The 21,084-nt window shown below is 62.1% G+C and carries 23 protein-coding genes; 7 read left to right on the forward strand and 16 right to left on the reverse strand.

The features are described from left to right. Window positions 1–68: 68 nt before the first annotated feature. From OSC37_RS02680 to OSC37_RS02720, 9 genes are all read right to left on the reverse strand, one after another. Window positions 69–632 (reverse strand): response regulator, encoded by a 564-nt coding sequence (locus tag OSC37_RS02680; RefSeq protein ID WP_267163061.1) that lies wholly within the window; start codon window positions 630–632, stop codon window positions 69–71. Between the two features lie 152 nt (window positions 633–784). Continuing rightward, a complete protein-coding gene (mnhG, locus tag OSC37_RS02685) occupies window positions 785–1,156 on the reverse strand; it encodes a monovalent cation/H(+) antiporter subunit G (RefSeq protein WP_267163062.1) in 372 nt (123 codons plus the stop codon). A gap of 31 nt (window positions 1,157–1,187) precedes the next feature. Beyond that, window positions 1,188–1,481 (reverse strand): MrpF/PhaF family protein, encoded by a 294-nt coding sequence (locus OSC37_RS02690; RefSeq protein WP_267163063.1) that lies wholly within the window; start codon window positions 1,479–1,481, stop codon window positions 1,188–1,190. Further along, window positions 1,474–2,109, reverse strand: a complete 636-nt coding sequence (locus OSC37_RS02695) for a Na+/H+ antiporter subunit E (RefSeq protein WP_267163064.1) — start codon at window positions 2,107–2,109, stop codon at window positions 1,474–1,476. The genes OSC37_RS02690 and OSC37_RS02695 overlap by 8 nt, the downstream gene beginning before the upstream one ends. Continuing rightward, the gene (locus OSC37_RS02700; protein WP_267163065.1) at window positions 2,106–3,713 is read right to left on the reverse strand and encodes a complex I subunit 5 family protein; all 1,608 of its coding nucleotides are present in this window, start codon (window positions 3,711–3,713) and stop codon (window positions 2,106–2,108) included. The genes OSC37_RS02695 and OSC37_RS02700 overlap by 4 nt, the downstream gene beginning before the upstream one ends. Further along, the gene (locus tag OSC37_RS02705; RefSeq protein WP_267163066.1) at window positions 3,710–4,054 is read right to left on the reverse strand and encodes a sodium:proton antiporter; all 345 of its coding nucleotides are present in this window, start codon (window positions 4,052–4,054) and stop codon (window positions 3,710–3,712) included. The genes OSC37_RS02700 and OSC37_RS02705 overlap by 4 nt, the downstream gene beginning before the upstream one ends. Further along, window positions 4,051–4,512, reverse strand: a complete 462-nt coding sequence (locus OSC37_RS02710; RefSeq protein WP_267163067.1) for an MnhB domain-containing protein — start codon at window positions 4,510–4,512, stop codon at window positions 4,051–4,053. The genes OSC37_RS02705 and OSC37_RS02710 overlap by 4 nt, the downstream gene beginning before the upstream one ends. Further along, complete coding sequence (gene mbhE, locus OSC37_RS02715; protein ID WP_267163068.1) at window positions 4,509–6,857, reverse strand: hydrogen gas-evolving membrane-bound hydrogenase subunit E; 2,349 nt, start codon at window positions 6,855–6,857, stop codon at window positions 4,509–4,511. Before mbhE ends, OSC37_RS02710 begins: the two co-directional genes overlap by 4 nt. A 203-nt stretch (window positions 6,858–7,060) precedes the next feature. Further along, window positions 7,061–8,224 carry an NAD(P)/FAD-dependent oxidoreductase gene (locus OSC37_RS02720; RefSeq protein ID WP_267163069.1) on the reverse strand — a complete coding sequence of 388 codons (1,164 nt, stop codon included), beginning with the start codon at window positions 8,222–8,224 and terminating at the stop codon, window positions 7,061–7,063. Window positions 8,225–8,308: 84 nt separating this feature from the next. On the opposite strand from OSC37_RS02720, the gene OSC37_RS02725 reads away from it, so the two are divergent. Next, window positions 8,309–9,268 carry an ornithine cyclodeaminase family protein gene (locus tag OSC37_RS02725; RefSeq protein WP_267163070.1) on the forward strand — a complete coding sequence of 320 codons (960 nt, stop codon included), beginning with the start codon at window positions 8,309–8,311 and terminating at the stop codon, window positions 9,266–9,268. Here OSC37_RS02725 and OSC37_RS02730 read toward each other — a convergent pair whose 3' ends face one another. The 5 genes from OSC37_RS02730 to OSC37_RS02750 form a co-directional block, all read right to left on the reverse strand. Beyond that, a complete protein-coding gene (locus OSC37_RS02730; RefSeq protein ID WP_267163071.1) occupies window positions 9,269–10,012 on the reverse strand; it encodes a sugar phosphate isomerase/epimerase family protein in 744 nt (247 codons plus the stop codon). It abuts the gene before it with no gap. A gap of 39 nt (window positions 10,013–10,051) precedes the next feature. After that, window positions 10,052–11,296, reverse strand: a complete 1,245-nt coding sequence (locus tag OSC37_RS02735; protein WP_267163072.1) for an MBL fold metallo-hydrolase — start codon at window positions 11,294–11,296, stop codon at window positions 10,052–10,054. Window positions 11,297–11,305: 9 nt separating this feature from the next. Continuing rightward, window positions 11,306–11,593, reverse strand: a complete 288-nt coding sequence (locus OSC37_RS02740; protein ID WP_267163073.1) for a WNWW family protein — start codon at window positions 11,591–11,593, stop codon at window positions 11,306–11,308. Between the two features lie 32 nt (window positions 11,594–11,625). Further along, the gene (locus tag OSC37_RS02745) at window positions 11,626–12,648 is read right to left on the reverse strand and encodes a threonine ammonia-lyase (protein ID WP_267163074.1); all 1,023 of its coding nucleotides are present in this window, start codon (window positions 12,646–12,648) and stop codon (window positions 11,626–11,628) included. A gap of 301 nt (window positions 12,649–12,949) precedes the next feature. Beyond that, on the reverse strand, window positions 12,950–13,612 hold the full coding sequence (locus tag OSC37_RS02750) for a helix-turn-helix domain-containing protein (protein ID WP_267163075.1): 663 nt from the start codon (window positions 13,610–13,612) through the stop codon (window positions 12,950–12,952). Between the two features lie 222 nt (window positions 13,613–13,834). Between OSC37_RS02750 and OSC37_RS02755 the strand changes: the two genes are divergently transcribed. The 3 genes from OSC37_RS02755 (at window position 13,835) to OSC37_RS02765 (ending at window position 15,498) form a co-directional block, all read left to right on the forward strand. Continuing rightward, window positions 13,835–14,008 carry a hypothetical protein gene (locus OSC37_RS02755; RefSeq protein ID WP_267163076.1) on the forward strand — a complete coding sequence of 58 codons (174 nt, stop codon included), beginning with the start codon at window positions 13,835–13,837 and terminating at the stop codon, window positions 14,006–14,008. 95 nt (window positions 14,009–14,103) lie between these two features. Then, window positions 14,104–14,331, forward strand: a complete 228-nt coding sequence (locus OSC37_RS02760) for a hypothetical protein (RefSeq protein ID WP_267163077.1) — start codon at window positions 14,104–14,106, stop codon at window positions 14,329–14,331. 114 nt (window positions 14,332–14,445) lie between these two features. Further along, window positions 14,446–15,498, forward strand: coding sequence for an ATP-binding protein (locus OSC37_RS02765; RefSeq protein ID WP_267163078.1), 1,053 nt, complete (start codon window positions 14,446–14,448; stop codon window positions 15,496–15,498). Between the two features lie 120 nt (window positions 15,499–15,618). On the opposite strand, the gene OSC37_RS02770 is transcribed toward OSC37_RS02765, so the two are convergent. Then, window positions 15,619–16,356 (reverse strand): RuvC family protein, encoded by a 738-nt coding sequence (locus OSC37_RS02770; RefSeq protein WP_267163079.1) that lies wholly within the window; start codon window positions 16,354–16,356, stop codon window positions 15,619–15,621. 95 nt (window positions 16,357–16,451) lie between these two features. Here OSC37_RS02770 and OSC37_RS02775 point away from each other — a divergent pair, with 95 nt between their 5' ends. Continuing rightward, window positions 16,452–18,326, forward strand: coding sequence for a flippase activity-associated protein Agl23 (locus tag OSC37_RS02775; protein WP_267163080.1), 1,875 nt, complete (start codon window positions 16,452–16,454; stop codon window positions 18,324–18,326). Here OSC37_RS02775 and OSC37_RS02780 read toward each other — a convergent pair. Further along, window positions 18,323–19,330: an N-acetyltransferase DgcN family protein gene (locus OSC37_RS02780; RefSeq protein WP_267163081.1), complete on the reverse strand. Its 1,008-nt coding sequence runs from the start codon at window positions 19,328–19,330 to the stop codon at window positions 18,323–18,325. The genes OSC37_RS02775 and OSC37_RS02780 overlap by 4 nt on opposite strands. 118 nt (window positions 19,331–19,448) lie before the next feature. On the opposite strand from OSC37_RS02780, the gene OSC37_RS02785 reads away from it, so the two are divergent. Then, window positions 19,449–20,279, forward strand: a complete 831-nt coding sequence (locus OSC37_RS02785; protein WP_267163082.1) for an aldo/keto reductase — start codon at window positions 19,449–19,451, stop codon at window positions 20,277–20,279. Between the two features lie 48 nt (window positions 20,280–20,327). Beyond that, window positions 20,328–21,074 carry a hypothetical protein gene (locus OSC37_RS02790; protein WP_267163083.1) on the forward strand — a complete coding sequence of 249 codons (747 nt, stop codon included), beginning with the start codon at window positions 20,328–20,330 and terminating at the stop codon, window positions 21,072–21,074. Window positions 21,075–21,084 lie beyond the last annotated feature (10 nt).

Here is a 21,084-nt window from a genome sequence, read left to right on the forward strand (position 1 = left end):
GTGTAGGCACCTGATTCAAAACATATCTAAACTGTAACGAACGGAACGAGGACCGACAGGCGCGCTGTTCAGACGAGGTCGCGGAAGGCGTGTGCCGGGTCGTCGAACTCCTTGACGACCTCATCGAGAGTCGATTCGAGGTCCTCGACACGCTCTTCGAGCTCGGTTATCTCTTCGCTCGCTTCGAGTTCGCCCGCTGTCTTCTGGCTTTTGAGCAACTCTAGCTTCGAGGAAACCTCCATGTACTCCTGGACGTTGTTGTCGTACTCAGAGACAGAGAGTTGCTTCTCGATGGCGTCGGTGAGCGTATCCCTGTCTGCAGGCTTACAGATGTAGTCGTCGAAGGGCATCTCGACGATATCGAAGTCGGGGTCGACTGCAGTCACCATCACGACAGCACAGTCCAGCCCGCGGTCCCGAATCTCTTCCAAGACCTCGTCACCGGAGAGGTCCGGCATCCGTCTGTCTAACAACACCACGTCGACGTCGTTGTCAATCTGTTCGAGTGCATCCTCGCCGCCATACGCCGTTTCTGTCTGGTACTCTAGATCCAGCTGGAGGGCGTACGCATCAGCGACATCGTTCTCGTCGTCGACTACCAGGACTGTCGTATCTTCAGGCGACGATGACATCTCTCGATATTACCCGTATTGATATGAACTCTTGCCGAAAAGTTAAGCCTTGCGTACGGCTGGAGATATACCACAATAGATACTTGTCTTACTGATATAATTCGTGTCCCAGCAGTCCGTGAAATGGCTCGTGACCGAGGGATGTCTGGGTCTCAGCCAGGTTCGTCGCGTTGCTCCTCGCTATCGCCACCCTCTCCTTCGGTCGGCCATGTAACGCCCTCCAGAAACGGAATACCGACCCGCTGTGCAGCACGGGCAATCATGTGAGCGCCGGTGGGCACCGTCAGAAACAGGAAGACAATGCCGACGAGCGAGGTCAGGCCCGCTCCGCCAGGGCCAAACTGGACGAAGCCAGCGAGGAATATCGCCGCTGTCCCGAGCGTCGTCGGCTTGCTCGTGGCGTGCATCCGGTTATAAACGTTCGGGAGCCGCAACAGGCCGATAGTACCGACAGTCAGAAAGAAACAGCCGACGAGCACCAGGCCGACGATTGTCAGCTGGCGTGCTGTCTCGACGCCACTCATTGCCACCGACCTCCGGGATGTCGTGTTTCTGTCACTGTTGTCTCCGTGTGATGATATCGCCCTCGGTGATGTATTTCGCGACCGTCACAGTCGAGAGAAAGCCGATAATCGCCAACACGATAGCCGACGAGACGAACAGTCCTCTGTCGGTTTTCAGCGCGAACAGCATTGCGATTGCGATGACGTTCGTGGCAATCGTATCGAGACCGACCACGCGGTCCGGGACCGTCGGTCCACGTATCACTCTGTACCCACAGAGAATACAGAGTCCGGCGACGAGCACGAGCGCGGCGTCGATGACAAACGCGACGGTCTGTTCAGTCATTCGTCTCCTCCGTGTCGACCTCCGAGTTGCTCAGTGTCTGTTCCGAGAGTGTTTTGGGCTCGGGCGGGTGGCCCGGCGGATGGACGGTAATCTCTGGGGCAGGGTCCGAGGGGTCACCCTCCTCGTCGAAGATGACAAGCGCATAATCCTCCCACTGTCGTATTGGCTCCACGATTTTCTCGGGGTGTCTGCCGTCGATTGCGTGCACGTAGAGCGCGTTCTCCTCCGGGTCGTGATCAAGCGTTATGGTTCCGGGAGTTATAGTAATACTGTTTGCGATGGTCGTCACACCGATATCAGTCTCGACGCGGAGAGGCACGAGAATTACCTGTGGCCGCAGTGGCATATTCGGGGCGAGCACCCGGTAGGCTACGTCCACGTTCGCCACCACGATCTCTTTGAGGAAATACACGATATACAGCAGGCTGTAGGGCAACGCGACCACAATCCCTCCCAGCTTGACCGTCTCGGAGTAGAGCCGGCGGAACAGATACGCAAGCGGAAGGCCAACCCCGAGGCCGACCAGAAACGTCGTCAGCACTGCTTTGGGTCTCAGCGCTGGCCCCTCGACGAAGACCCACACCACCGCAAAGAGCACACCGGCCGCGAGCCAGCGTCTGATTTTCATCCCGTCTCACCTCCGAGGACAGCGTCGATGTAGCCGTCGGTATCCAGTGCGCTCTCGGCGGCGGCCTCGGCGAACTCGTACACCGGCTCGAACCCGACGCCGACTGCAATCACGAGAACAGAGAGCGTCGCCAGAATCACCACTTCCCCGGCGTCGACACTGTTCCCCGCCACCAGGCCGGTCTCCTCGCCCCACACCGCTCCAATCCAGGCCCGTGTCGAGTACAGTATCGTCAGGAGTGCACCGAGAAGGAGAATCCCGAGGATACCAGAGGCACCGGCGACGGCCCAGAATCCGCCTGCGGTCTGGCTGGCGAACCGTCGTCCAGCTGTATCGAAGACCAGGAACTTTCCGAAAAAGCCGGCAAGCGGTGGAATACCCGCCAGCGAAAGCGTACCCACCAAGAACACAGACGCGAACGCGGGTGAACGGTCACCAAGTCCACCCAACTCAGAGAGCTGTGTCGTCCCAGTTGTGTCGCGGATGACGCCTGTCCCGAGAAAGAGCAGCCCCTTCGTGAGCGCGTGATGGAGCGCGAAAATCAGCCCCGCGAGTAACCCCGTCTTGCGAAGTGTCTCCGAGGTCGTCGCTGCAGCAATCCCGATTGGCACGGCGATGAATCCAATCTGGCCGATACTGGAGTAGGCAAACAGCCCTTCCAGCGAGTCTCTGGTGAGTGCACCCAGGCCGCCGACGACGATACTCAGTGCTGCCATCACGAGCAACACCGGCGCGAGAAAGGCAAGCGGCGTATCGCCGGCAACGCCCGGTACGTCGACCGGCACCGTTGCTGTGCCAAAAATCGTGAAATAGAGACGGATGATTGCGTAGATGCCGACCTTCTTGGTGACGCCGACGAACATCGCCACAATCGGCAGCGGAGCGGCCCGGTACGCGCCGGGCACCCAGAACTGGAACGGGACCAGTCCGCCCTTCAGTGCGAAGGTCACGAACACGAGCGCCGAGACACCGACGACCGGACGCATCGCCGCGCCATCGGCCGCGAGGACCCGTGCCATATCCGCCATGTTGAGCGTCCCCGTCGTGGCATAGAGGCCGCCGACACCGAGCAACATCAACGCGCTACCGACAATGTTGAGGACGAGATACCGCATCGCGGCCGCCGTGTGTGAGTCGTTTCCGTAGAAGGCGACGAACACGTAGCTCGTCATCAGCATGACCTCGAACCAGACGAAGAGATTGAACAGGTCTCCGGTCAGAAAGGCCCCGGTCGCCCCGAGCAACAGGAACTGAAACAGGGGGTAGTAGTAGACCTGCTGATTGTGTTCGTCGATGAAACGGACCGAGAAGACAGCGGCATAGACCGCCACAACCCCTGTCATCGCGAGCATGAACACGGAGAGCCCATCGGCGACCAGTGTAATTCCAAACGGAGCACGCCATCCTCCGAGCTGGTAGACGATTCTCGCCGCGTCGCTCGCGAACACGACCTCCCAGCAAAGGAGCCCGACGACACAAGCGTAACCGACCGTCCCGGCGACAGTGACCACCCGCTGGAGGCGGGGCCAACTCCTCGTCAGCAAGGCCAGGACGCCGGTGATCAGGGCGGCCAGCACCGGTCCAATCGCGAGCAACTCGGTCATCGGTCCCACTCCGTGACGTTCATCGTTCCGTTTTCCTCGTAGGCGCGGTACGACAGCGCGAGCGCGAAGGCGGTCATCCCGAAGCTGATGACGATAGCGGTCAACACCAGCGCCTGGACCACCGGGTCAGTCGTCGCCGGAAACGGCTCGTGATGGTCTGCCAGCACCGGAACCGAGTCCGTCGTCCCTTCGGTGACGCCGCCGACCGTAATCAGATAGACGTTTGCGGCCTGCGAGAAGATGGCGAGCCCCCAGACGACTTTCACGAGGTCGTCCCGGAGCAACAGGAAGGTCCCGAACGCAAACAGCGCGCCAATCGTGACGGCGAGCGCCAGCGTCATTCTGCACTCACCACCGAGAAGACGGTCAACAGCCCGCCGACGACAACACAGAAGATGCCGATATCGAACACGAGCGCACTCGCCAGCTCCACGTCGCCGAACAGGGGGAGATGCAGGTGAACGAACGTCTGTGAGAGCACCGGCTGACCGAAGAAGACCCCGGCCAGTGCGCTGGCGAGGATGACGACCAGTCCGAGCATAAACAGCCGCCTGTAGGCAGCAACACTTCGGTGTTGGCCGATGCTGGCCTCACGTTCGACCTCCCGGCCGAGCACGCCTACTTCGAGGTAGTCCAGGTTGTAGGCGACGTACACCAGCGCGAACGCTGCGACGGTCAACACGCCGCCAATAAAGCCACCGCCGGGGAGGTTGTGCCCCTGCAGGAACAGCGAGAACGCGACGACGAGCACAATCGGGACGACGATTCTGGCGGTCGTCCGCATGATGACCGTCGTCATCCCGTCTCACCCCAGTCACGCATTGTCAACAGGACAAGCACAGACAGCGCGGCAATAACGATGACGATAGATTCGCCGAGCGTATCGAACGCCCGGAAGTCCGTGAGTATCACGTTGACGACGTTCGCCCCACCGCCTCCCTCGACAGCGTGGTCGATGTAGTACCGCGCAGTCTCGGTGAGTCCGTCGGTCTCGTCGCGTGCGGTGTAGAGGACCGAAATCGCCGCAGTCGCGCCGACGACTGTTGCCAACACGCTGTCGCGGGCCACCCGTCCCCAGTTCGTATCGCTGTAGAACGCAGGCATCTTCTCCAGGACGAGCAGGAAAATCAACAGAAGGAGTGTCTCGACGACCAGCTGTGTCAGTGCCAGGTCGGCCCCGCTCGAGAGGATGTAGAATATTGCTACCATGAACCCGAGGATGCCGAGGGTCAACACGCCGGTCACGTGGCTCTCGGTCGTCGTCACGGCGACCGCCGCGACGATTGCCACGCCCAACACGAGCAGTATCGACAGCGGCGTACTCGAACCCGTCAGCGACGGCAACCCCGACCCCGTTGCACCGTAGCCGGCGACAGTGAGCGAGCAGGCCGACAGCAACACCCACCAGACGTAGGTCCGGATGAGACCGTTGTGGACTGTCTCATCGAGCGCCGTGCTCAGGCGGTCGAACAGAGCGAGCAGCGTATCATAGACGACGTTCGGGTGAAGTCGCTGTGTCAGCGTATACAGCGTATCCAGACGGCTCCGGATGCGGTCGTAGAATGGGAACGAAGCGAGACCCAACGCGATAGTCACGCCGCTCATCGCCACCGGTGGAGTGACCTCAGTCGGGAGTCCGGCGTGGATATCGACGCTCTCGACGGCCGCCGCTGTCGCCGCGTCTTCGACGACAAAGTCGATTGCGTACTCCGGTGCGATGCTGACTACCGTCACTCCGATGCCGAGCACAGCGGCGGGGACAGCCATCAACGCCGGTGCGCGCGCAACTGGCCCGAGGTCGTCGGGACGGTCGCCGAAAAAGAGCCACAGGAATCGCAGCGAGTACAGCACCGTGAAGACACTTGCGAGCACTGCAGTAATCGGGTACAGCCACGCGAGCCCGCCACTGGTCTCCCCTGCGTGCCACGCGGCCTCGAACATAATCTCTTTCGAGTAAAAGCCTGCAAACGGGGGCAACCCGGCCATGCTCAGCGATGCTACCACGGCGACTGCAGCCGTTACAGGCAGGTCACGCCACAGCCCCCCGAGTTCGTCGACGTGGCGGGTGCCGGCCTGGTGGGCGAGGATACCCGCGACGAGGAAGAGGCCGGCTTTGAACAGCGCGTGGTTGAACAGGTGAAATGCGCCACCCTCCGCGCCGTAATGAGACTGAAAGCCGAAGGCAGCGACCATCAGCCCGAGGTGGCTCGCCGTCGAGTACGCGAGCAGTTCCTTGATGTCCCGGGCGAGGACGGCCAACACAGCACCGACGAACATCGTTACCACGCCGAGCGTCGCGACCACGAGCGTCCACTCGGGGCCGTGATAGAGCGGCCGGAGCCGTCCCAGCGCGTAGACGCCGACTTTAACCATCGTCGCCGAGTGGAGAAACGCAGAGACCGGCGTCGGTGCGACCATCGCACGCGGCAGCCAGAAGTACAGCGGGACCTGTGCCGATTTGGCCGCAGCCGCGACAGTCACGAGCACCAGCGACGGGAGAAAGAGCCCGTGTGCCTGGAGCGACTCGGCCACCGTTTCGTTGTTTGCAAGCACCTGTGCGAGGTCGAACGAGCCCTGCCCGGCGAACCCAGCACCCAGGGCAATCAACACAGCGCCGAGCAACAGACAGAGCCCGCCGCCGACGGTAATCACCATCGCCATCCTGGCAGAGTACTGGGAGGCAGCCTCGTCGGTGTGATAGCCGATGAGGACGAACGAGCAGACGCTCGTGAGTTCCCAGAACAGAAAGAGGACGACGAGGTCGGCTGCGAAGGCAATGCCGAGAATCGACCCCATAAACGCGAGCAAGGCCATGTAGAACCGGCCCAGGTCGGGTTTGTCGTGCATGTAGCGGCTGGCGTAGGTGAAAATCAGGATGCCGATACCACTGGCGAGCAGCGAGAACAACAGCGCGAGTCCGTCGACCCGGAACCGAACTGCGATATCTAGCGACGGTATCCACGGCATCGAGACGGTCCCGTGGCTGCCTGCCTGCGTGAGAATCAATCCAAACGAGGTTGCCGCGGCGATTATCCCCACGACGCTGACCCGCTCGCCGATAAGTCGATAGAGGCCCGGTGTCACACCTGCGGCCAGAAACGGCACAGCAACTGCGGCGAATAACACCCAGGTATCCGGGCCCATTGTTTAGAGCCAAACACAGACTCAACTTAAGCAGTCCGGAGACCGCCTCGCTGTTTAGGGCGCAATTAGTTGCCTGTCTGTCGTGTTCTCGTCATAGTGATTGTTGCGAGTCGTTACCGCCGTTGGGAAACGAGACGTGGGTCTCACGCGGTGAAACACCGATATTCGTGGCGTGGTCACGAAAATAACCGCAACAATCACTATCAGGCGACGTTCTGTTCGGTGAGTCCCTCGTCGCGCTCGAAGCGGTCGCTGTCGAGCACCGATACGTCGACAAGGCTCGCCTCGCCGTCGGTGACGAGTTCGGCAACCACTTCTCCCGTCGCAGGGGCGTGCTGGAAGCCGTGGCCCGAGAAGCCCGCGGCAGTCACTAGGCCCGGCACACTCTCCTCGATAACTGGGTGGTGGTCCGGTGTCACAGCATAGAGCCCCGCCCAGCCACGCCTGATTCGCGTCTCCGGGCCGAAGTAGTCGGTGTACTCTGCTGCTCGCTCGACTGCGTTCGCCGCCCAGTCGATGTCCATGTCGTCATCGAATCGGTCCGGATTCTGCTCCGGGTCCGGGTTGGCCTCAAAGTGGCCGCCGACGAGCGCGATACCGTCGCGTTCGGGCCGGAAGTACGACCCTGTCTCCAGGTCGATTGTCAGCGGGACAGACTCTTCGACTGCTTGGGAGGGGTCGACGACCGCAATCTGGCGACGACGCGGCGAAATCGGGAGGTCGATTCCAGCCATCGCTCCGAGTTCAGGGGCCCAGACGCCCGCAGCGTTGACCACGAACGTGCAGTCGTGTTCCGCTGTTCCGTTCTCTCCCTGTACTTGAACGCCGGTGACGCGACCGCTGTCGCGGTAGATATCGGTCACGGCTGTGCCCGTCTGTATCTCGACACCTGCCTCTTGGGCGGCACCAGCGTACCCCTGGACGGCCAGATTCGGGTCTGCGATGCCGTCGTCGGGGTTGTATGTCGCCCTGGCGAACGGTTCGGGGTCAAGTCCCGGACAGTACTCTGTGGCCGCCTCTGGTGTAAGCACGCGGCTGTCAGCGCCACAGCGCTGTTGCATCCTGACGTTTGCCTCGAACTGCTCGGCGGTCTCCTCACTCCGGGCGAGAAAGAGATACCCGGTTTTTCTGAGGCCGATGTCGACGCCGAACTCTGACTCGAAGCTGTCCCAAACGGGCTTGCTCGCAAGCGAGAGTTCGACGTTGACCGGCGTCGAGAACTGCGAGCGGATTCCGCCCGCGGCTCTGGCTGTACTCCCGGCACCGAGAGACCCTTTCTCGAAGAGCGTGACATCTGCGCCCCTCGTTGCCAGGTTGTACGCAGCCGACAGGCCGACGATACCGCCACCGATGACGATGACGTCCATGACTGCGTATCTCGCCGAACCCGTATAAAACTTCGACAGCTCTTCTGGTAAACACCTAAGACCGAGCCAGCCGGGAGAACTTCTATGGTGTTGATACTGACCGAGGAGGACGTACGAACGACACTCGATCTGGGCTCGCTGGTCGATGTCGTCGGCGACGCGCTGGTCAAGCAGGCCAATGGGGAAGTCGAACGGCCCGAACGACCCCATTTCGAGGTCGGAGCGGGCATCGACACGGAGCCCGGAACCGGCATCGCGATGCCGGCGTACATTCACGGCGACGAACAGTACGCGACGAAACTCGTCGGCGTCCACGAGGCAAACGCTGACCGCGGGCTGCCGACGATTCACGCACAGATTGTCCTGACGAGTGCTCGGACCGGTGTCCCCGTTGCGTTCATGGGAGGTACGACAATCACGAACGCGCGAACGGGGTGTATCGGGGCGGTATCAGTCCGCGAACTCGCATCCAAAACCGAGACGCTCGGCGTCATCGGCGCGGGAGTCCAGGCACGCTGGCAGTCCCGTGCTATCGACAAGGTTACGTCACTCGACTCGGTGCGCGTCTACTCGCCGAGCGACTCGCGCGAAGCGTGTGCGGCGGACCTCCGGGAAGACGGACTCCCAGCGACAGCCGTCGACACGCCGGCCGCGGCCGTCGACGGTGCTGACACAGTCGTGACCGCCACGACTGCCACCGAACCGGTCTTTCCCCCGGAGGCTCTGGCGGAGGACGCACTCGTCGTCGCGGTCGGCGCGTTCACCCCAGAGATGCAAGAACTCGACCCGGCGGTGTTTGATGCCGCGGCCGAGATATTCGCCGATGTCCCCGAGGAAGCGATAGAAACCGGCGATTTACGCGCGACCGCCCTCTCGGCCGCTGAGCTGGTCCCCCTTGGCGAGCTGATTGCCGACGGCCGAGAGGACCGAGAGGGTGTGACCGTCGTCAAAAGCGTCGGCTCCGCGACCCTCGATGCCGCAGCCAGTACGACCGTCTACGAGCAGGCAAGCGACGCCGGACGCGGGACGGAGCTATCGCTGTAGTCAGCCGAGGACAGTTCGGACCCGCTCGGCGGTGTCTTCGAGCAACGAGAGGTCGTCGGAGAACACCTCGATAGCGACTGTTCCGTCGAATCCGTGCAGGTGGTCGCCGAGTTGGTCGTAGTCGATTTCGCCCGCGCCGAGCGGGATGTGGGTGTCGCCACGGCCGCGGGCGTCGTGAACATGGAGGTGTGAGACGCGGTCTGCGTGGTTGCCCAGAAAACGGTCGACGGCGTCGTTTCCGCCCTCCATGTAGGCGTGGCCGAGGTCGAAACAGACCGGTGCGTCGACCTCCTCGGCGATATCGCCGAGGACAGACAGCGGGAGGCCGCGGCGCTGGTGGCCGACGTTCTCGACAACCACCTCGACGCCGGCCTCGCGGCCAATCGAGACAATCTCCGCGAGTTGGTCGGCGAACGTCGGCCGCAGGTCTGTATCGCTCGGATTCCGGACTGTCGCGTGAAGCACCGCCTTCGTTGCGCCCATCTCTCCTGCCCAGGAGAGCAGCCGGCACTGGTAGTCAAGAATACCATCGTTGAGTTCAGGGACCGCCGTCGCCACGACCTGTTTGAACGGAAGGTGGATTGCAAGCTCAAGGTCGTGTCTCTCACAGGCGGCCTGCAGGTCGGATTCGGCAGTTTCAGGCACTCCAGTCGACTCTGCAAGGCCGAATTCGACGAAATCGAACGACTCACCCGCCGCGTCGATGCGGTTGACCGCGCCGCCGACGGTCACTCCAAGCTCCATACCAGTGTTTTCGTGTGGTATCTTAGAAAAGGATTTGGCTCACTCCTGAATCGGTGCGGCGAGTTCCGGCGCGCTCGCGTCGAACCCCTCCTCGCAGAGTTTGGACGCAAAGCCGGGGCAGTCGTCGCCGTGGTTGACCAGTATCCGCGACTCGCGGTACTCGTCGAGAAACGCACGGAGTCCGGCACGGTCTGCGTGTGCCGAGAAATCGTACTGTTCGACCTGTGCGCTGACTGGAAGCACGCGGCCGTCGAACTCGGCGCGGCCGGATTCAAGTAGCTCTCTGCCGGGCGTTCCCTCAACCTGATAGCCTGTCATCGCGACCTTGTTCGTGGGGTTCTGGCGAATCTCCGGGATGTAGGAGACGACCGGGCCGCCGCCGAGCATCCCAGCGGTCGTCAGGATGACCGTATTCTGCCCTGCGATGCGCTCGCGCTGGCCGTCTCGGCCGCTCACGAACCGGGCGTTCGACTTCGCACGGGCGAGGGCATCGTGGTCGCGGACGAAGTCAGGATGCCGCCTGAGCGTCTCCGTGACCTCCCGTGCCATTCCATCGAGATAACAGTCGATGTTGTTTGCCGCACAGACCAGGAGCAGCTCCTGCGCGCGGCCAATTGCGAACACCGGGACGATGACTGTCCCACCCTCCCAGACTGTCGTTTGGACGCTCTCGACGAAAGACTCCTCGACGCGTGTTCGGTCCGTGTGCTCGACATCCGCGTAGGTGCTCTCCGTGATGACGATATCAGCCTCGGGCCGTGCAGTCGAGCCATCCACGAGACGCTGAATCGACTCGTCGCCGACCGGGCCGATATCGGCGGTGTACAAAAGCGTCGTCTCGCCGTCGTCGACGTGGACGTGTGCGCTCCCGGGGATGTGGCCGGCGTTGTAGAGTGTCACCTTGTGGCCAGCCGCCTCGAAAGACTCCCTGTATCCGTGCGTCTGTGACACCTGCGTCGTTCTGCGGACGTGTGTCTCGGTGAACGGACACTGGAGCGTGTTGCCGTGGAGTTTGAGTGTGTCCTCGGCTAGCGTCAGCGTCAGTGCACGCGTCGGTGGCGTCCAGTGGATTGGCGGCCGAGAGTCGCCCGTCAGCAGCGACGGAACCGCGCCAGCGTGGTCGAGATGGCCGTGGCTGACGACGACGGCATCGGGGTCTACGTCACCGACGGGGTACTGAAGCGGCGTCGAGGTTTCGAGGCCGTAATCGAGCAAGAGCGAATCGTTGACGAGAATCGAACTTCTGCCGACTTCGCGTGCGCCGCCGAGAAATTCCACCTTCATCGTCCTGCGTCACTCAGGTGTCTCTTCGAGGTCTGGTCGGACCCGAAACCGCTGATAGTCGCCGAAGGAAAGTTCGAGCGAGCCAATCCACCAGTTCCACCGCTCGACGAGCGAGTGGTCATCGGGAGCGTCGTCGAGATTCGAGATGACAGCTTCGACCGTGAGTTGGAGGTCCATATCCTCTTCGAGCCGGCCGGAATCTGCGAGGTCTCGCGCCTGTCGGGAGACTGCACGGTGTGTGCGTTCGCTTCCGCCGAACTCAGCGTCCAGTTCGTCGACGAGACGGGTACGGTCCACGAAGGGAGGTGAGAGAGCCACCCTCTTGAATGTTAGCCGTCGGTGAGAACGTGTTTGAGTTTCTGTTCGGAGATGTTCCGACCGGTAACAGGTAGCACGACCGTCTGCCCGCGGACCAGCTCGCGGTGTTCTAATGCGGCCGCAATGACCGTCGCACACGCTCCCTCCATGATGATGCCCGACCGGACCATCATCTGTCTGAGCGCATCGAGTGTCGCCTCGTCGTCGACCAGCGCGAAGTCGGTGAGTTTCTCGCCCAACACCTCCATCGTCATCGCGAACGGAACGCGGGTCGCCAGCCCCTCGGCGACGGTATCCATCTTCTCGTGGGGTCTGAGATGTCCCTCCTTCCAAGCGCGGTGTGCGGCCGGGGCCTGGGCCGACTGAACGCCGATAACGTCGGCCCCAAGGATATCCCCGAGCGTCAGCGAGAGGCCCGAGGCGTGGGTTCCGCCGCCGATGGGAGCGAATGCGAGGTCGACCTCGGGTAGCTCGTCGATTATCTCTAACCCCGCCGTCGCGACGCCGGCGACGAGTTCGGGCTCGTTGGCCGAGTGGACGTAGCGGTACTGCTGTTCGGTCGCTAGCCGCTCGGCGTGTGCCCGTGCTTCGTCGTAGTCGCTGCCGTGGTACACGATGTCGGCACCGTATCGCTCCATGGACTGCACCTTCGAGGGATTGGCGTCCTCGGGAACACAGATGGTGACGGGAAGGTCGAACTGCTCGCCGGCGAACGCGACCGACTGGCCGTGGTTGCCGGTACTCGCGGCGATGAGGCCATATTCGTCGAACTCGTCGCCGAGCTGTGAGCCCAGGGCGACGCCGCCGCGTACCTTGAACGCGCCAGTCGGGAGCGTGTCCTCGCGCTTGAGATAGACCTCGGCGTCCAGTTCCGCAGAGAGCCAGTCTGACCGGACCAGTGGCGTCTCAGGCAGGTACGGCGAGATACGCTCTCGGGCCGCGTAGATATCAGCTTGAGACGGAGGTGTCAGGTCGTGATACGGGAATACCGTCGTCTCATCAGGGGAGTCAACTGGTTCGTACCCTTGTGCCATATCCACTTTCTCGGTGCTCGTTCCTAAAAATATCGGGGTGTCGTCTCGCTGGGGGCAACGTCCATCTCGAGCTGTCTCGTCTGTTCGACGGCGGCACCTACGAGATTGCTTGTTAATTGGTCTGGTGGGTCACAAGAGATAGCTTACCCGCTCGCGCGTCGATACCGGACAGATGACGCTCCGAGTGGTGGCTTCGAGAGTCGGTCCATGCGAGTACGCACGAGCGACAGAGAACGGTCTGTAAATACCTGAACGCGCTGTAGCCACACCGGCGAAGGCCCGTCTCTGGCAGCTCACGGCCTCAGTCGTCGTCATCGTCAGCCGTTAGCAAGAGTGTGTTTGTGACGAGCATTTCGATGGCACGACGCAGGCGTTCGGTGATTGCCTGGTCGGAGACGTCGAACGTCTCGGCCAGTTCCTGTGTCGAGGCCTGCCGAGGCAGCGAGTAGTACCCCCTCTCGACGGCCGCTCCCAGGGTCTTTCGCTGCGGGGTCGTGAGACCATACCACGGCCCGGCCTCGGGCGTGGTGGGGTTGTAAATCCGTCTGATATCGAGCTGAAGGTCGGCCTCGTGACAGTGCTCCTGGAACATCGAGAGGGAGTCGTGGGTGGGAAAGCGGAGCTGAAAGTTCCACTGGCTCGCGTCGCCTGTCGCTTCCAGTACGTGGCCGTCGAGGCGCTCAACGAGACTCAAAAACGCGTCGTCCGTGTGTTCCCAATCGAGTGCGTACAGCGTTTCATCGCCGTGGGTGTTGATTGTCTGAATCCTGGAGACGGTCGGGTGTTCCCGCACGCTTGCCTCGAACGACTCACGTACCGAGCCATGGACGCGAAAAAACGGGACAGAGCGGTCGCCCAGCGGCACCATCGTGTCGAGCGTAATCGTCGTGCCACCCTCTGTCGCCAGTATCTGTCCGTGTTGGAATGTCGAGGACGGAAGCGACAGTTCGACGATAACGCTCATTACTATCTGTACACCGACACAACAGATAAATCCTAGTTCTGCCGCCACCGCGGCGGGCCGAAAAGACATGGCAGACCATGCTCTCCGATAGTTGTATACCGGTGGCACGCCGATGACATGTATGGAGATATGTAGATTTGTCACGGGAAAGGCTGTTGTGCAGGTCAGGGCCCGGTCAAGCGATGGGACCTCGCCCGGTCGGGGCGCGTCGGGAGGCGCTGTATGAGCACCGACCCAGGGGATGACGCCATCACGAGCGCCAGCGAGTTTGAGGCCGCGGTCGGGGACCTGCTCGCTGCTGCCGTTCGCAACGGCGTCGATGTCCGGGGCAGTTGGGTCTACAATACCGACGACGGAGAGGACAGCTGGGAAGTGATGGTCTACAAACTCGAATAACTCGGGTGGCGACCGAGGCAGACTAACCCACTCCGTTTGTACCCCATGGCGAACCATGAGGCGAGATTATCTCCCGTCCGTGGTTTCCGTGAGGTATGGTTACTCTCGTCCGACTGGGTCTCCTCGGTGGACCCAACCTGATTTCGCTTGGCGTCCTCACGCTCGTCGTCGCCGGTGTGTTATTTTACTGGGTATACGACGACGCCGTCGGACGTGGGATGGACGATGCCGCACTGTGGGCACTCGGTGTCGGTGTTCTCACGCTGTTGACGCTGGTCGGCGGATTTCTCGCCCTCGGCGTCTCCGTCTACACCCGCGAGTAAGCCGTCAGGAACTGTGCGAATTACTCGCACGAACGACAGCACAGGGGGCGTGTGATATATGCCATGATGTACCATAGAAACGGACTACGTCTCTCTATAGTCGAGTATTCAGCAATGACAGAACTCTCGGATACCGAGCAACGAGGCGTTCCAGAAGACGAAGAGACCTCCCGGCGGCTCATCGACGGACTCTCCAACCACGCCGTGTTCATGCTCGACGACGACGGCTGCATCACGACGTGGCCCGAGCCGGCGCGGGGACTGTACGGCTACGACTCGACGGAGGTACTCGGCCACGAACTAACGATGCTGTTTGCCGACGCGTCGACGAACACCTCGCTCACGGACGTACTCGACAACGCAACAGAGAGTTCACACGAGGCGGCCGGCACACATTGCCGTGCCGACGGGTCGGAGTTCTGGGCGACGATGACACTCACGCCGCTCCGTAACGACGTGCTTCACGGCTACGCGGTCGTCAGTCACGATACAACAGCCAAGCGCCGGGAACGAGAGCATCTCGAACGGCAAAACGACCGACTCAAAGAGTTCACCGACATCCTCGCCCACGACTTGCGCTCCCCGCTGGCCGTCATCGAGGGTAACCTGGAGGTGTACCGAGAGACAAACGAGGAGTCCCGTCTCGAAACGATTTCCGAGACAACCGCTAGGATGGAAACACTCGTCGACGACCTCCTCAAAGTAGCCAACCACGGCAGCGCGGTTACCGACCCCGAACGGGTCGATACCGACACAATCGTCGAGACCGCCTGGGAGGGGACCGGCGGGCAGTCCCCGGAGGCGGTCCTGAAAGCCGAGCCAATTGGACCCATCCGTGGGGATGAGGCTCGGCTGTGTCAGCTCTTCGAGAACCTCTTTCGGAACACGGTCGACCACTGTGACAGCGATGTCACAGTCGGCGTGGGACCAATCGATTCGGGGTTCTACGTCGAAGACGACGGTCCAGGTATCCCCGAGACGGTAAGCGACAGCGTGTTCGACCACGGCGTCACGACATCAGACGACGGCACTGGGTACGGCCTCTCGATTGTGCGGACGATTGTCAACGCGCACGGGTGGGACGTCTCCGTCTCCGAGGGTGCCACCGGCGGCGCTCGGTTCGAAATTACCGGTATCGAGAATCTGAGTCGGCCCGGACCGCTGTGATGGCGAATACCCCGTCGGTGCAAAGAGAGCACCCAGAAGTGCCGTCGGTTGACGGCCTGTCGTGGCCGTCACAGCCTCTCCATCGTCTGACTCTGTACTATCGGTTCCGCGGTCGACACATCAGCTTCCGTCGCGGTGCTCGTGGAGAGCCTCTTCGATTGTCAGCTCTCCCGAGGCGACCCGCCGTGCGAGCGCTTTCCCGATTGCCCTGTTCTCGGTGCTGTGTTCGCGCGACCGCTCCTGTATCCGTTTGAGTTCTCCGGGAGTCGGCTCTACGTCGCGGCTCTCGATTGGCTCACCCTCCATCCGTGCGATGTTGACCGCCGCGAGAATGTCTGACATCCCGCGTTCGCCAGCGCCTGTCCCGAGGTAGGGGGTGGTCCCGGTTTCGTCGACCAGCTCGACCGGGACCGAGTCGAGTTCCTCGACAATGCGTGCGCCGACGAGTCTAGCACCGTCGCCGATACGGACGACCGGGTCCGGCGCGTCTGCGGTCTCCTCACGGACGATATCCGGCACGTCGTCGGGAGGGACCTGATAGGTCGCGACCACCATCTCTCCGGAGAGAACGGCGATTCCGGGCGTTTCTCCGGGGTCGATACCGACCACTCGTCGGCCGCTTCCGTCGCGGACGACGGCGACGACCTCCTCGATTGCGCTCCGAGGGTCGTCCGGCGCTGCCTCGATAACGGGCAACTCGGTGTCTGGCTGTGGCTCTTCGATGCTGTGGAGGAGTGCTGTTGCCCCCGCCGGCGGCTCCTGTCCGGGCTCGATAGTGGTAAATGAGATGTCGCGGTCGCGCAGCTCGCCCACCACCTCGTGGTACAGTTCGAAGTCCTCGGTCGCGACGACAATCACGCCTCGCTCTACAGGGTACGCCTACTTACCTGCCACGGTGGGAACAGCCTGACAAACCGTAACCGTTCTATCCGATGCCCACCGGGACAGTAGATATGAGCGGAGGTGCCGCCGACCCTGACGACGCTGTTCCCCCGGACAGCGACGAGCCAGCACGTACCGAGACGTCGTCCGAAGAGCCAGACGTGACCAGATCAGCCTTCGAGCGGTATCCGTGGCTGACGCCGGTGCGTGTCATCGCTGCCGTGACACTGCTCGCGGTGGTCGTTCGCCTCGTCACACTTGGCGAGCGGTCTGCGCACTGGGACGAGGCACGCGTCGCCTACTGGGCACAGTTCTACGACGAGACCGGCTCGCTGGCGTACTACTGGGAAGAACACGGCCCCTTCGCACAGCTTGCGGCGAGCAATCTGTTCGATATCTTCGGCGCGAACGACTTCACGGCGCGGCTGCCGGTCGCAGTTGTCGGCGGCCTCCTCCCGTCGGCAGCACTGCTCTACCGCGAGCATCTGGACCGAATCGAGACGGTGGCGCTGGCGCTGTTGCTCGCCAGCAATACGGTACTGCTCTATTACTCGCGGTTCATGCGAAGCGACGTGCTGGTTGCGGCGTTCATGTTCGTGGCACTGGGGTGTTTTGTCCGCTTCTGGGACACCCGGCGGGCTCGGTACATCCTCGCGACGGGTCTATTCCTCGGGCTCGGATTCGGCTCCAAGGAGAACGCCGTCATCTATCTGGTTACCTGGGCGGGCGCGGCGGCCCTGCTGGTCGACCAGTTCCTCCATAGCCCTGCAAGCGACGAGAGCGGATTCGCGTACCTGCGGACAAACCTCGGGACCTACTGGAGTCGTCTCAAGCAGGCAGCGTATCGTGCTGATTACGCGGTCGGGATGGTGTTGACATTTGTCGTGACGATGGTCGTCCTGTTTGCGCCCCGCGGACAAGGACTGGACCGCCGGCTGGACCCTGCCACCGACGCGGACCCCTTAACCCTCGGTGACACACTGACCGACCCGACGAACGTGATTGCGCTGGTCGACGAGTCACTGGGCGAGGCATACAGCGGCTACGTCGACTGGTTCGCACAGTCCGAGGAGACCACGCTCGACACCTACGTCTCCTTCCTCGGAGATTACGTCTCGGTGCTCGTCGAGTATACACCCATTCTGACGGTTTTTGCTATTCTCGGAATTGTCTTCGAGCGATACACTCGCGGTCGCTCACGGCCGCTCGTTATGTTCATGGCGTACTGTGGCGTCGCCTCGCTGATTGGGTATCCCCTCGGCTCGCACATTGAGGGCGATTCGGCCTGGCTCGCGGTCCACGTCATCGTCCCACTTGTCGTTCCCGCCGCCGTCGGTCTGGCCTGGAGCTGGCGGCAGGCGAAAGAAACAGTCCGAGAGGCGTCAATCAATCCGGCAGCAGTCGTGGTCGTGCTCGTCCTGGTCGTCGGCCTCTGGGCGTGGTTCATCCCGGCCCAGTCGGTGTACATAGACGATACGGACTCGGACAACGACCTCGTCCAGTTCGCACAGCCGTACTCCGACTTGGACCCGCTGGTCGAGCAGATGGACGGTATCTCGGACGAGCACGACGGGACCGACGTTGTCATCTACTACGGTGAACGCGGCGAGGACTTCGACTCGTACGCGTCGCTGTTACCCTCGACGCTTCCGGATGACACGACCGGACGGTGGCAGATACACCCCGTCTGTTCGTCGTGGGGGAGCACCCAGCCCCTGAACTGGTATTTCGCGACGACAGACACGGAAGCGGACTGCGAGCGGTCGCCAGAGGGGCTCGTCGAATCGGCCTCCTCCGCGGAGGTACCGATGATTGTCGCCATCCCGGACGACAAGACTGTTCCCGAAGCTACCCTGAATGAGTCCTACGAGAAAGAGAGCTACTACCTCCGTTCCATCGGCAGAGAGACGACCGTCTACGTCCACCAGTCCTGGACCGAGGACTAGAGAATCGCGTCCAGAATCTCGTCACAGCCGTGACGAACCGGGTCTGTCGCCGGCGCATCTATCGCCTCCCCGAACTCGGTGACAGCCACTGTGGCCTCCTGTTCGGTGAGATCTTTCGTGTTGATCGAACCGGCATCGACCGTCGAACCTCCAAGCGACGAACTCATCCGCTCGTACAACTCGACGTACTCCGGGAGCGGCGGAATGTCGAACGATGGGTATCCCCCGAACTGTTCGTTCCCCGCGACGTGACAGAACACGAGTGAGTCGGGCTGTGAGCCGTGGAGAATCGCCGTCGTCACGCCCGAGTAGGCCGGGTGAGCGAGCGCGCCCTGCCCCTCGACGAAGAGAATATCGTGGTTGCCGGCCTGTCTGACCAGACGTTCGGTCGCGCCGGCGGCGAAATCCGAGATGACCCGGTCGATGGCAATCCCCCACCCCGAAATCATGATTCCGGTCTGTCCTGTCGGGACAACAGCGGCGTCGAGTCCACGCTCTCGGGCGGCTTCGCGCAGTTCGTAGCAGGTCGTCATCTTCCCCGACGAGCAGTCCGAACCGACTGTGAGCACCACCTGTGCATCGACCTCGCCTGCCGTCCCCTCGGCGACGGTTAGGTCGTCGGGCGGGTTTCTGACATCACGGAGGTCGACCCCGCACTCCTCGGCCAGCCGGGCGAACTCATCGTCGTCGGAGAGGAAGTAGTGGAGTCCAGCGACCACATCACAGCCGTGCTCGATTGCGGTTCGTACGTCGTCGCGCCAGGAGTCGTCGAAGCCGCCGCCGATTGGCGCGATGCCGACGACGAGGGCGTCGCAGTCGGGAGCGTCGGCCATCGAGTCGACGATTGGCGCGTCCTGTACATCGGAGACAACGTCGTTGACCCGCTGGCCAGCCCGGTCTCGGTCGAGGAGGGCGACGACCTCGTGGTCGCCGTACCGGAGGATGCCCAGCGCGGTCTTCGCTCGGTCGGGAAACTTCCCGTGGGTGAGGATTGCCACGCGCATACTGTCAAGGCCCGACCGGGGCGGGGAAAAGCGTACCGTTCACAGGAACATGTCTCCGGAAGAACACGCTCTTGGCGCTTTCAGAACGCATTTTGGGCTGCTGTCCCGATAATGTCGTATGGCACCAACACCAGCAGACGTTCCGACGGCAGACGGAGTGCCGATGCTCGGCCTCGGTACGTGGGAAAACGACGACTACGACGACTGCGTCCAGAGCGTGAAGACGGCTCTGGAAATGGGGTATCGACACATCGACACCGCCCAGATATACGGCAACGAGGCGGCTGTTGGCGAGGGAATCGAGCAGGCAGATGTGCCACGCGAAGACATCTTCCTCGCGACGAAGGTCTGGATCGACCAGCTATCCTACGACGACGTACTGGCCTCGACCGAGGAGAGCCTCGAAAAACTCGGCACAGAGTACGTCGACCTGCTGTATGTCCACTGGCCGGCACGGGAGTACGAGCCAGCAGAGACGCTGCGTGCATTCGACGAACTGTACGACGACGACGTAATTCACCGAGTTGGCGTCTCGAACTTCGAGCCACACCACGTCGACGAGGCACGCGAACATCTCGACGCACCAGTGTTTGCGGACCAGGTCGAGTGTCATCCGTTCCTCCAGCAGGAGGAACTCAGGGAGTACGCCGACTCGGAGTCACTCGAACTCGTCGCGTACTCGCCACTCGCCCGCAGCGACGTCATCGGCGCGGAGCCGCTCACTGAAATCGCAGCAGAACACGACGCAAGCGAGCCACAGGTCGCGCTGGCCTGGCTCCGCGAGAAAGGTGTCACGGCCATCCCCAAGGCGACGAGCGAGGAACACATCCGCGACAACTGGGAGAGTCTCACCCTGGAGTTGAGTGACGACGAAATCGAGACCATCGACGCCATCACCCGCAAAGACCGGAAGGTCAATCCTGGTTTCGGACCCGACGCCTGGGAGTAGCGCCGCGGTCAGGAAAGCATAAACAGGGTGGTAGCCAACTACGTCCACATGGCTGCCGGGAACGAACAGGGGCTGACTGACGCAATTGGGTACGACATCCGGGTGATGCACGAGACCTGGATGGAGATGCTGTTCCCCAGACAGCGTGGGGTAGAGGGTACCGTGTTGGGCAAGTGGACGCCCGATGAGACACGCGAGATAATCACGTACAGACTCTGGTACGCGCTCGGCGTGCCCGTGATAGCCGTCTTCTACCCGCTCGTCTTGCTCGGGTACATCGTCCGGTTCCAGGCACAGAAGCTCAACGTCACCGCCGTCCGACTCGGCTTCGTTGGGGTCGTTCTCGTCTTTGCACTTCTCTGGGGCGGGCTGACGGCGGCTGTCTATCTGGAGTTACAGAGCGCGCTCGAAGAGGGGGCAGTCACCGGTATCGCGGCAGCGAGTGGTGTCGCCGTCCTCGCCGCGGCGCTCGCGTACGGGTTCTGGCGCGTTGGCGGTCGGCTCCTGACTATCCTAATTGCCTATCCCTTCGCGGTGACAGCGCTGTTTCTGCCGCCGGTCGTCGCTGCGCTGTTCTGGGAACCACTCGGGGATATCATCATCGACCAAGGTGATGATCTGTTCAGTTGGGCGTTCGATGCTGGACCAGATTCGATAACGGAGCCGCTGGGCGACCGGTACGACCGTACCGAGGAAGACCACGCGATTATCTGGTTTGTCATCTCCTATCCGGTCGGCTGGCTACTCGGGATACTCGTCTCGTTGGCGAATCTCATCCGGCCGACGGGCGAGTGACGAGGGTCGC

This window comes from Halovenus salina, assembly GCF_026410925.1.
GTDB classification, from domain to species: Archaea; Halobacteriota; Halobacteria; order Halobacteriales; family Haloarculaceae; genus Halovenus; species Halovenus salina.

Coding starts and splice junctions, on each gene's coding strand:
- OSC37_RS02725 (WP_267163070.1), top strand. CDS start 8,309: ATGGTGTTGATACTGACCGAGGAGGACGTACGAACGACACTCGATCTG.
- OSC37_RS02760 (WP_267163077.1), top strand. CDS start 14,104: ATGGTTACTCTCGTCCGACTGGGTCTCCTCGGTGGACCCAACCTGATT.
- OSC37_RS02680 (WP_267163061.1), bottom strand. CDS start 632: ATGTCATCGTCGCCTGAAGATACGACAGTCCTGGTAGTCGACGACGAG.
- OSC37_RS02700 (WP_267163065.1), bottom strand. CDS start 3,713: ATGACCGAGTTGCTCGCGATTGGACCGGTGCTGGCCGCCCTGATCACC.
- OSC37_RS02780 (WP_267163081.1), bottom strand. CDS start 19,330: ATGCGCGTGGCAATCCTCACCCACGGGAAGTTTCCCGACCGAGCGAAG.
- OSC37_RS02720 (WP_267163069.1), bottom strand. CDS start 8,224: ATGGACGTCATCGTCATCGGTGGCGGTATCGTCGGCCTGTCGGCTGCG.
- OSC37_RS02750 (WP_267163075.1), bottom strand. CDS start 13,612: ATGAGCGTTATCGTCGAACTGTCGCTTCCGTCCTCGACATTCCAACAC.
- OSC37_RS02775 (WP_267163080.1), top strand. CDS start 16,452: ATGAGCGGAGGTGCCGCCGACCCTGACGACGCTGTTCCCCCGGACAGC.
- mnhG (WP_267163062.1), bottom strand. CDS start 1,156: ATGAGTGGCGTCGAGACAGCACGCCAGCTGACAATCGTCGGCCTGGTG.
- OSC37_RS02745 (WP_267163074.1), bottom strand. CDS start 12,648: ATGGCACAAGGGTACGAACCAGTTGACTCCCCTGATGAGACGACGGTA.
- OSC37_RS02730 (WP_267163071.1), bottom strand. CDS start 10,012: ATGGAGCTTGGAGTGACCGTCGGCGGCGCGGTCAACCGCATCGACGCG.
- OSC37_RS02695 (WP_267163064.1), bottom strand. CDS start 2,109: ATGAAAATCAGACGCTGGCTCGCGGCCGGTGTGCTCTTTGCGGTGGTG.
- OSC37_RS02710 (WP_267163067.1), bottom strand. CDS start 4,512: ATGACGACGGTCATCATGCGGACGACCGCCAGAATCGTCGTCCCGATT.
- OSC37_RS02765 (WP_267163078.1), top strand. CDS start 14,446: ATGACAGAACTCTCGGATACCGAGCAACGAGGCGTTCCAGAAGACGAA.
- OSC37_RS02705 (WP_267163066.1), bottom strand. CDS start 4,054: ATGACGCTGGCGCTCGCCGTCACGATTGGCGCGCTGTTTGCGTTCGGG.
- OSC37_RS02755 (WP_267163076.1), top strand. CDS start 13,835: ATGAGCACCGACCCAGGGGATGACGCCATCACGAGCGCCAGCGAGTTT.
- OSC37_RS02785 (WP_267163082.1), top strand. CDS start 19,449: ATGGCACCAACACCAGCAGACGTTCCGACGGCAGACGGAGTGCCGATG.
- OSC37_RS02690 (WP_267163063.1), bottom strand. CDS start 1,481: ATGACTGAACAGACCGTCGCGTTTGTCATCGACGCCGCGCTCGTGCTC.
- OSC37_RS02735 (WP_267163072.1), bottom strand. CDS start 11,296: ATGAAGGTGGAATTTCTCGGCGGCGCACGCGAAGTCGGCAGAAGTTCG.
- OSC37_RS02790 (WP_267163083.1), top strand. CDS start 20,328: ATGGCTGCCGGGAACGAACAGGGGCTGACTGACGCAATTGGGTACGAC.
- mbhE (WP_267163068.1), bottom strand. CDS start 6,857: ATGGGCCCGGATACCTGGGTGTTATTCGCCGCAGTTGCTGTGCCGTTT.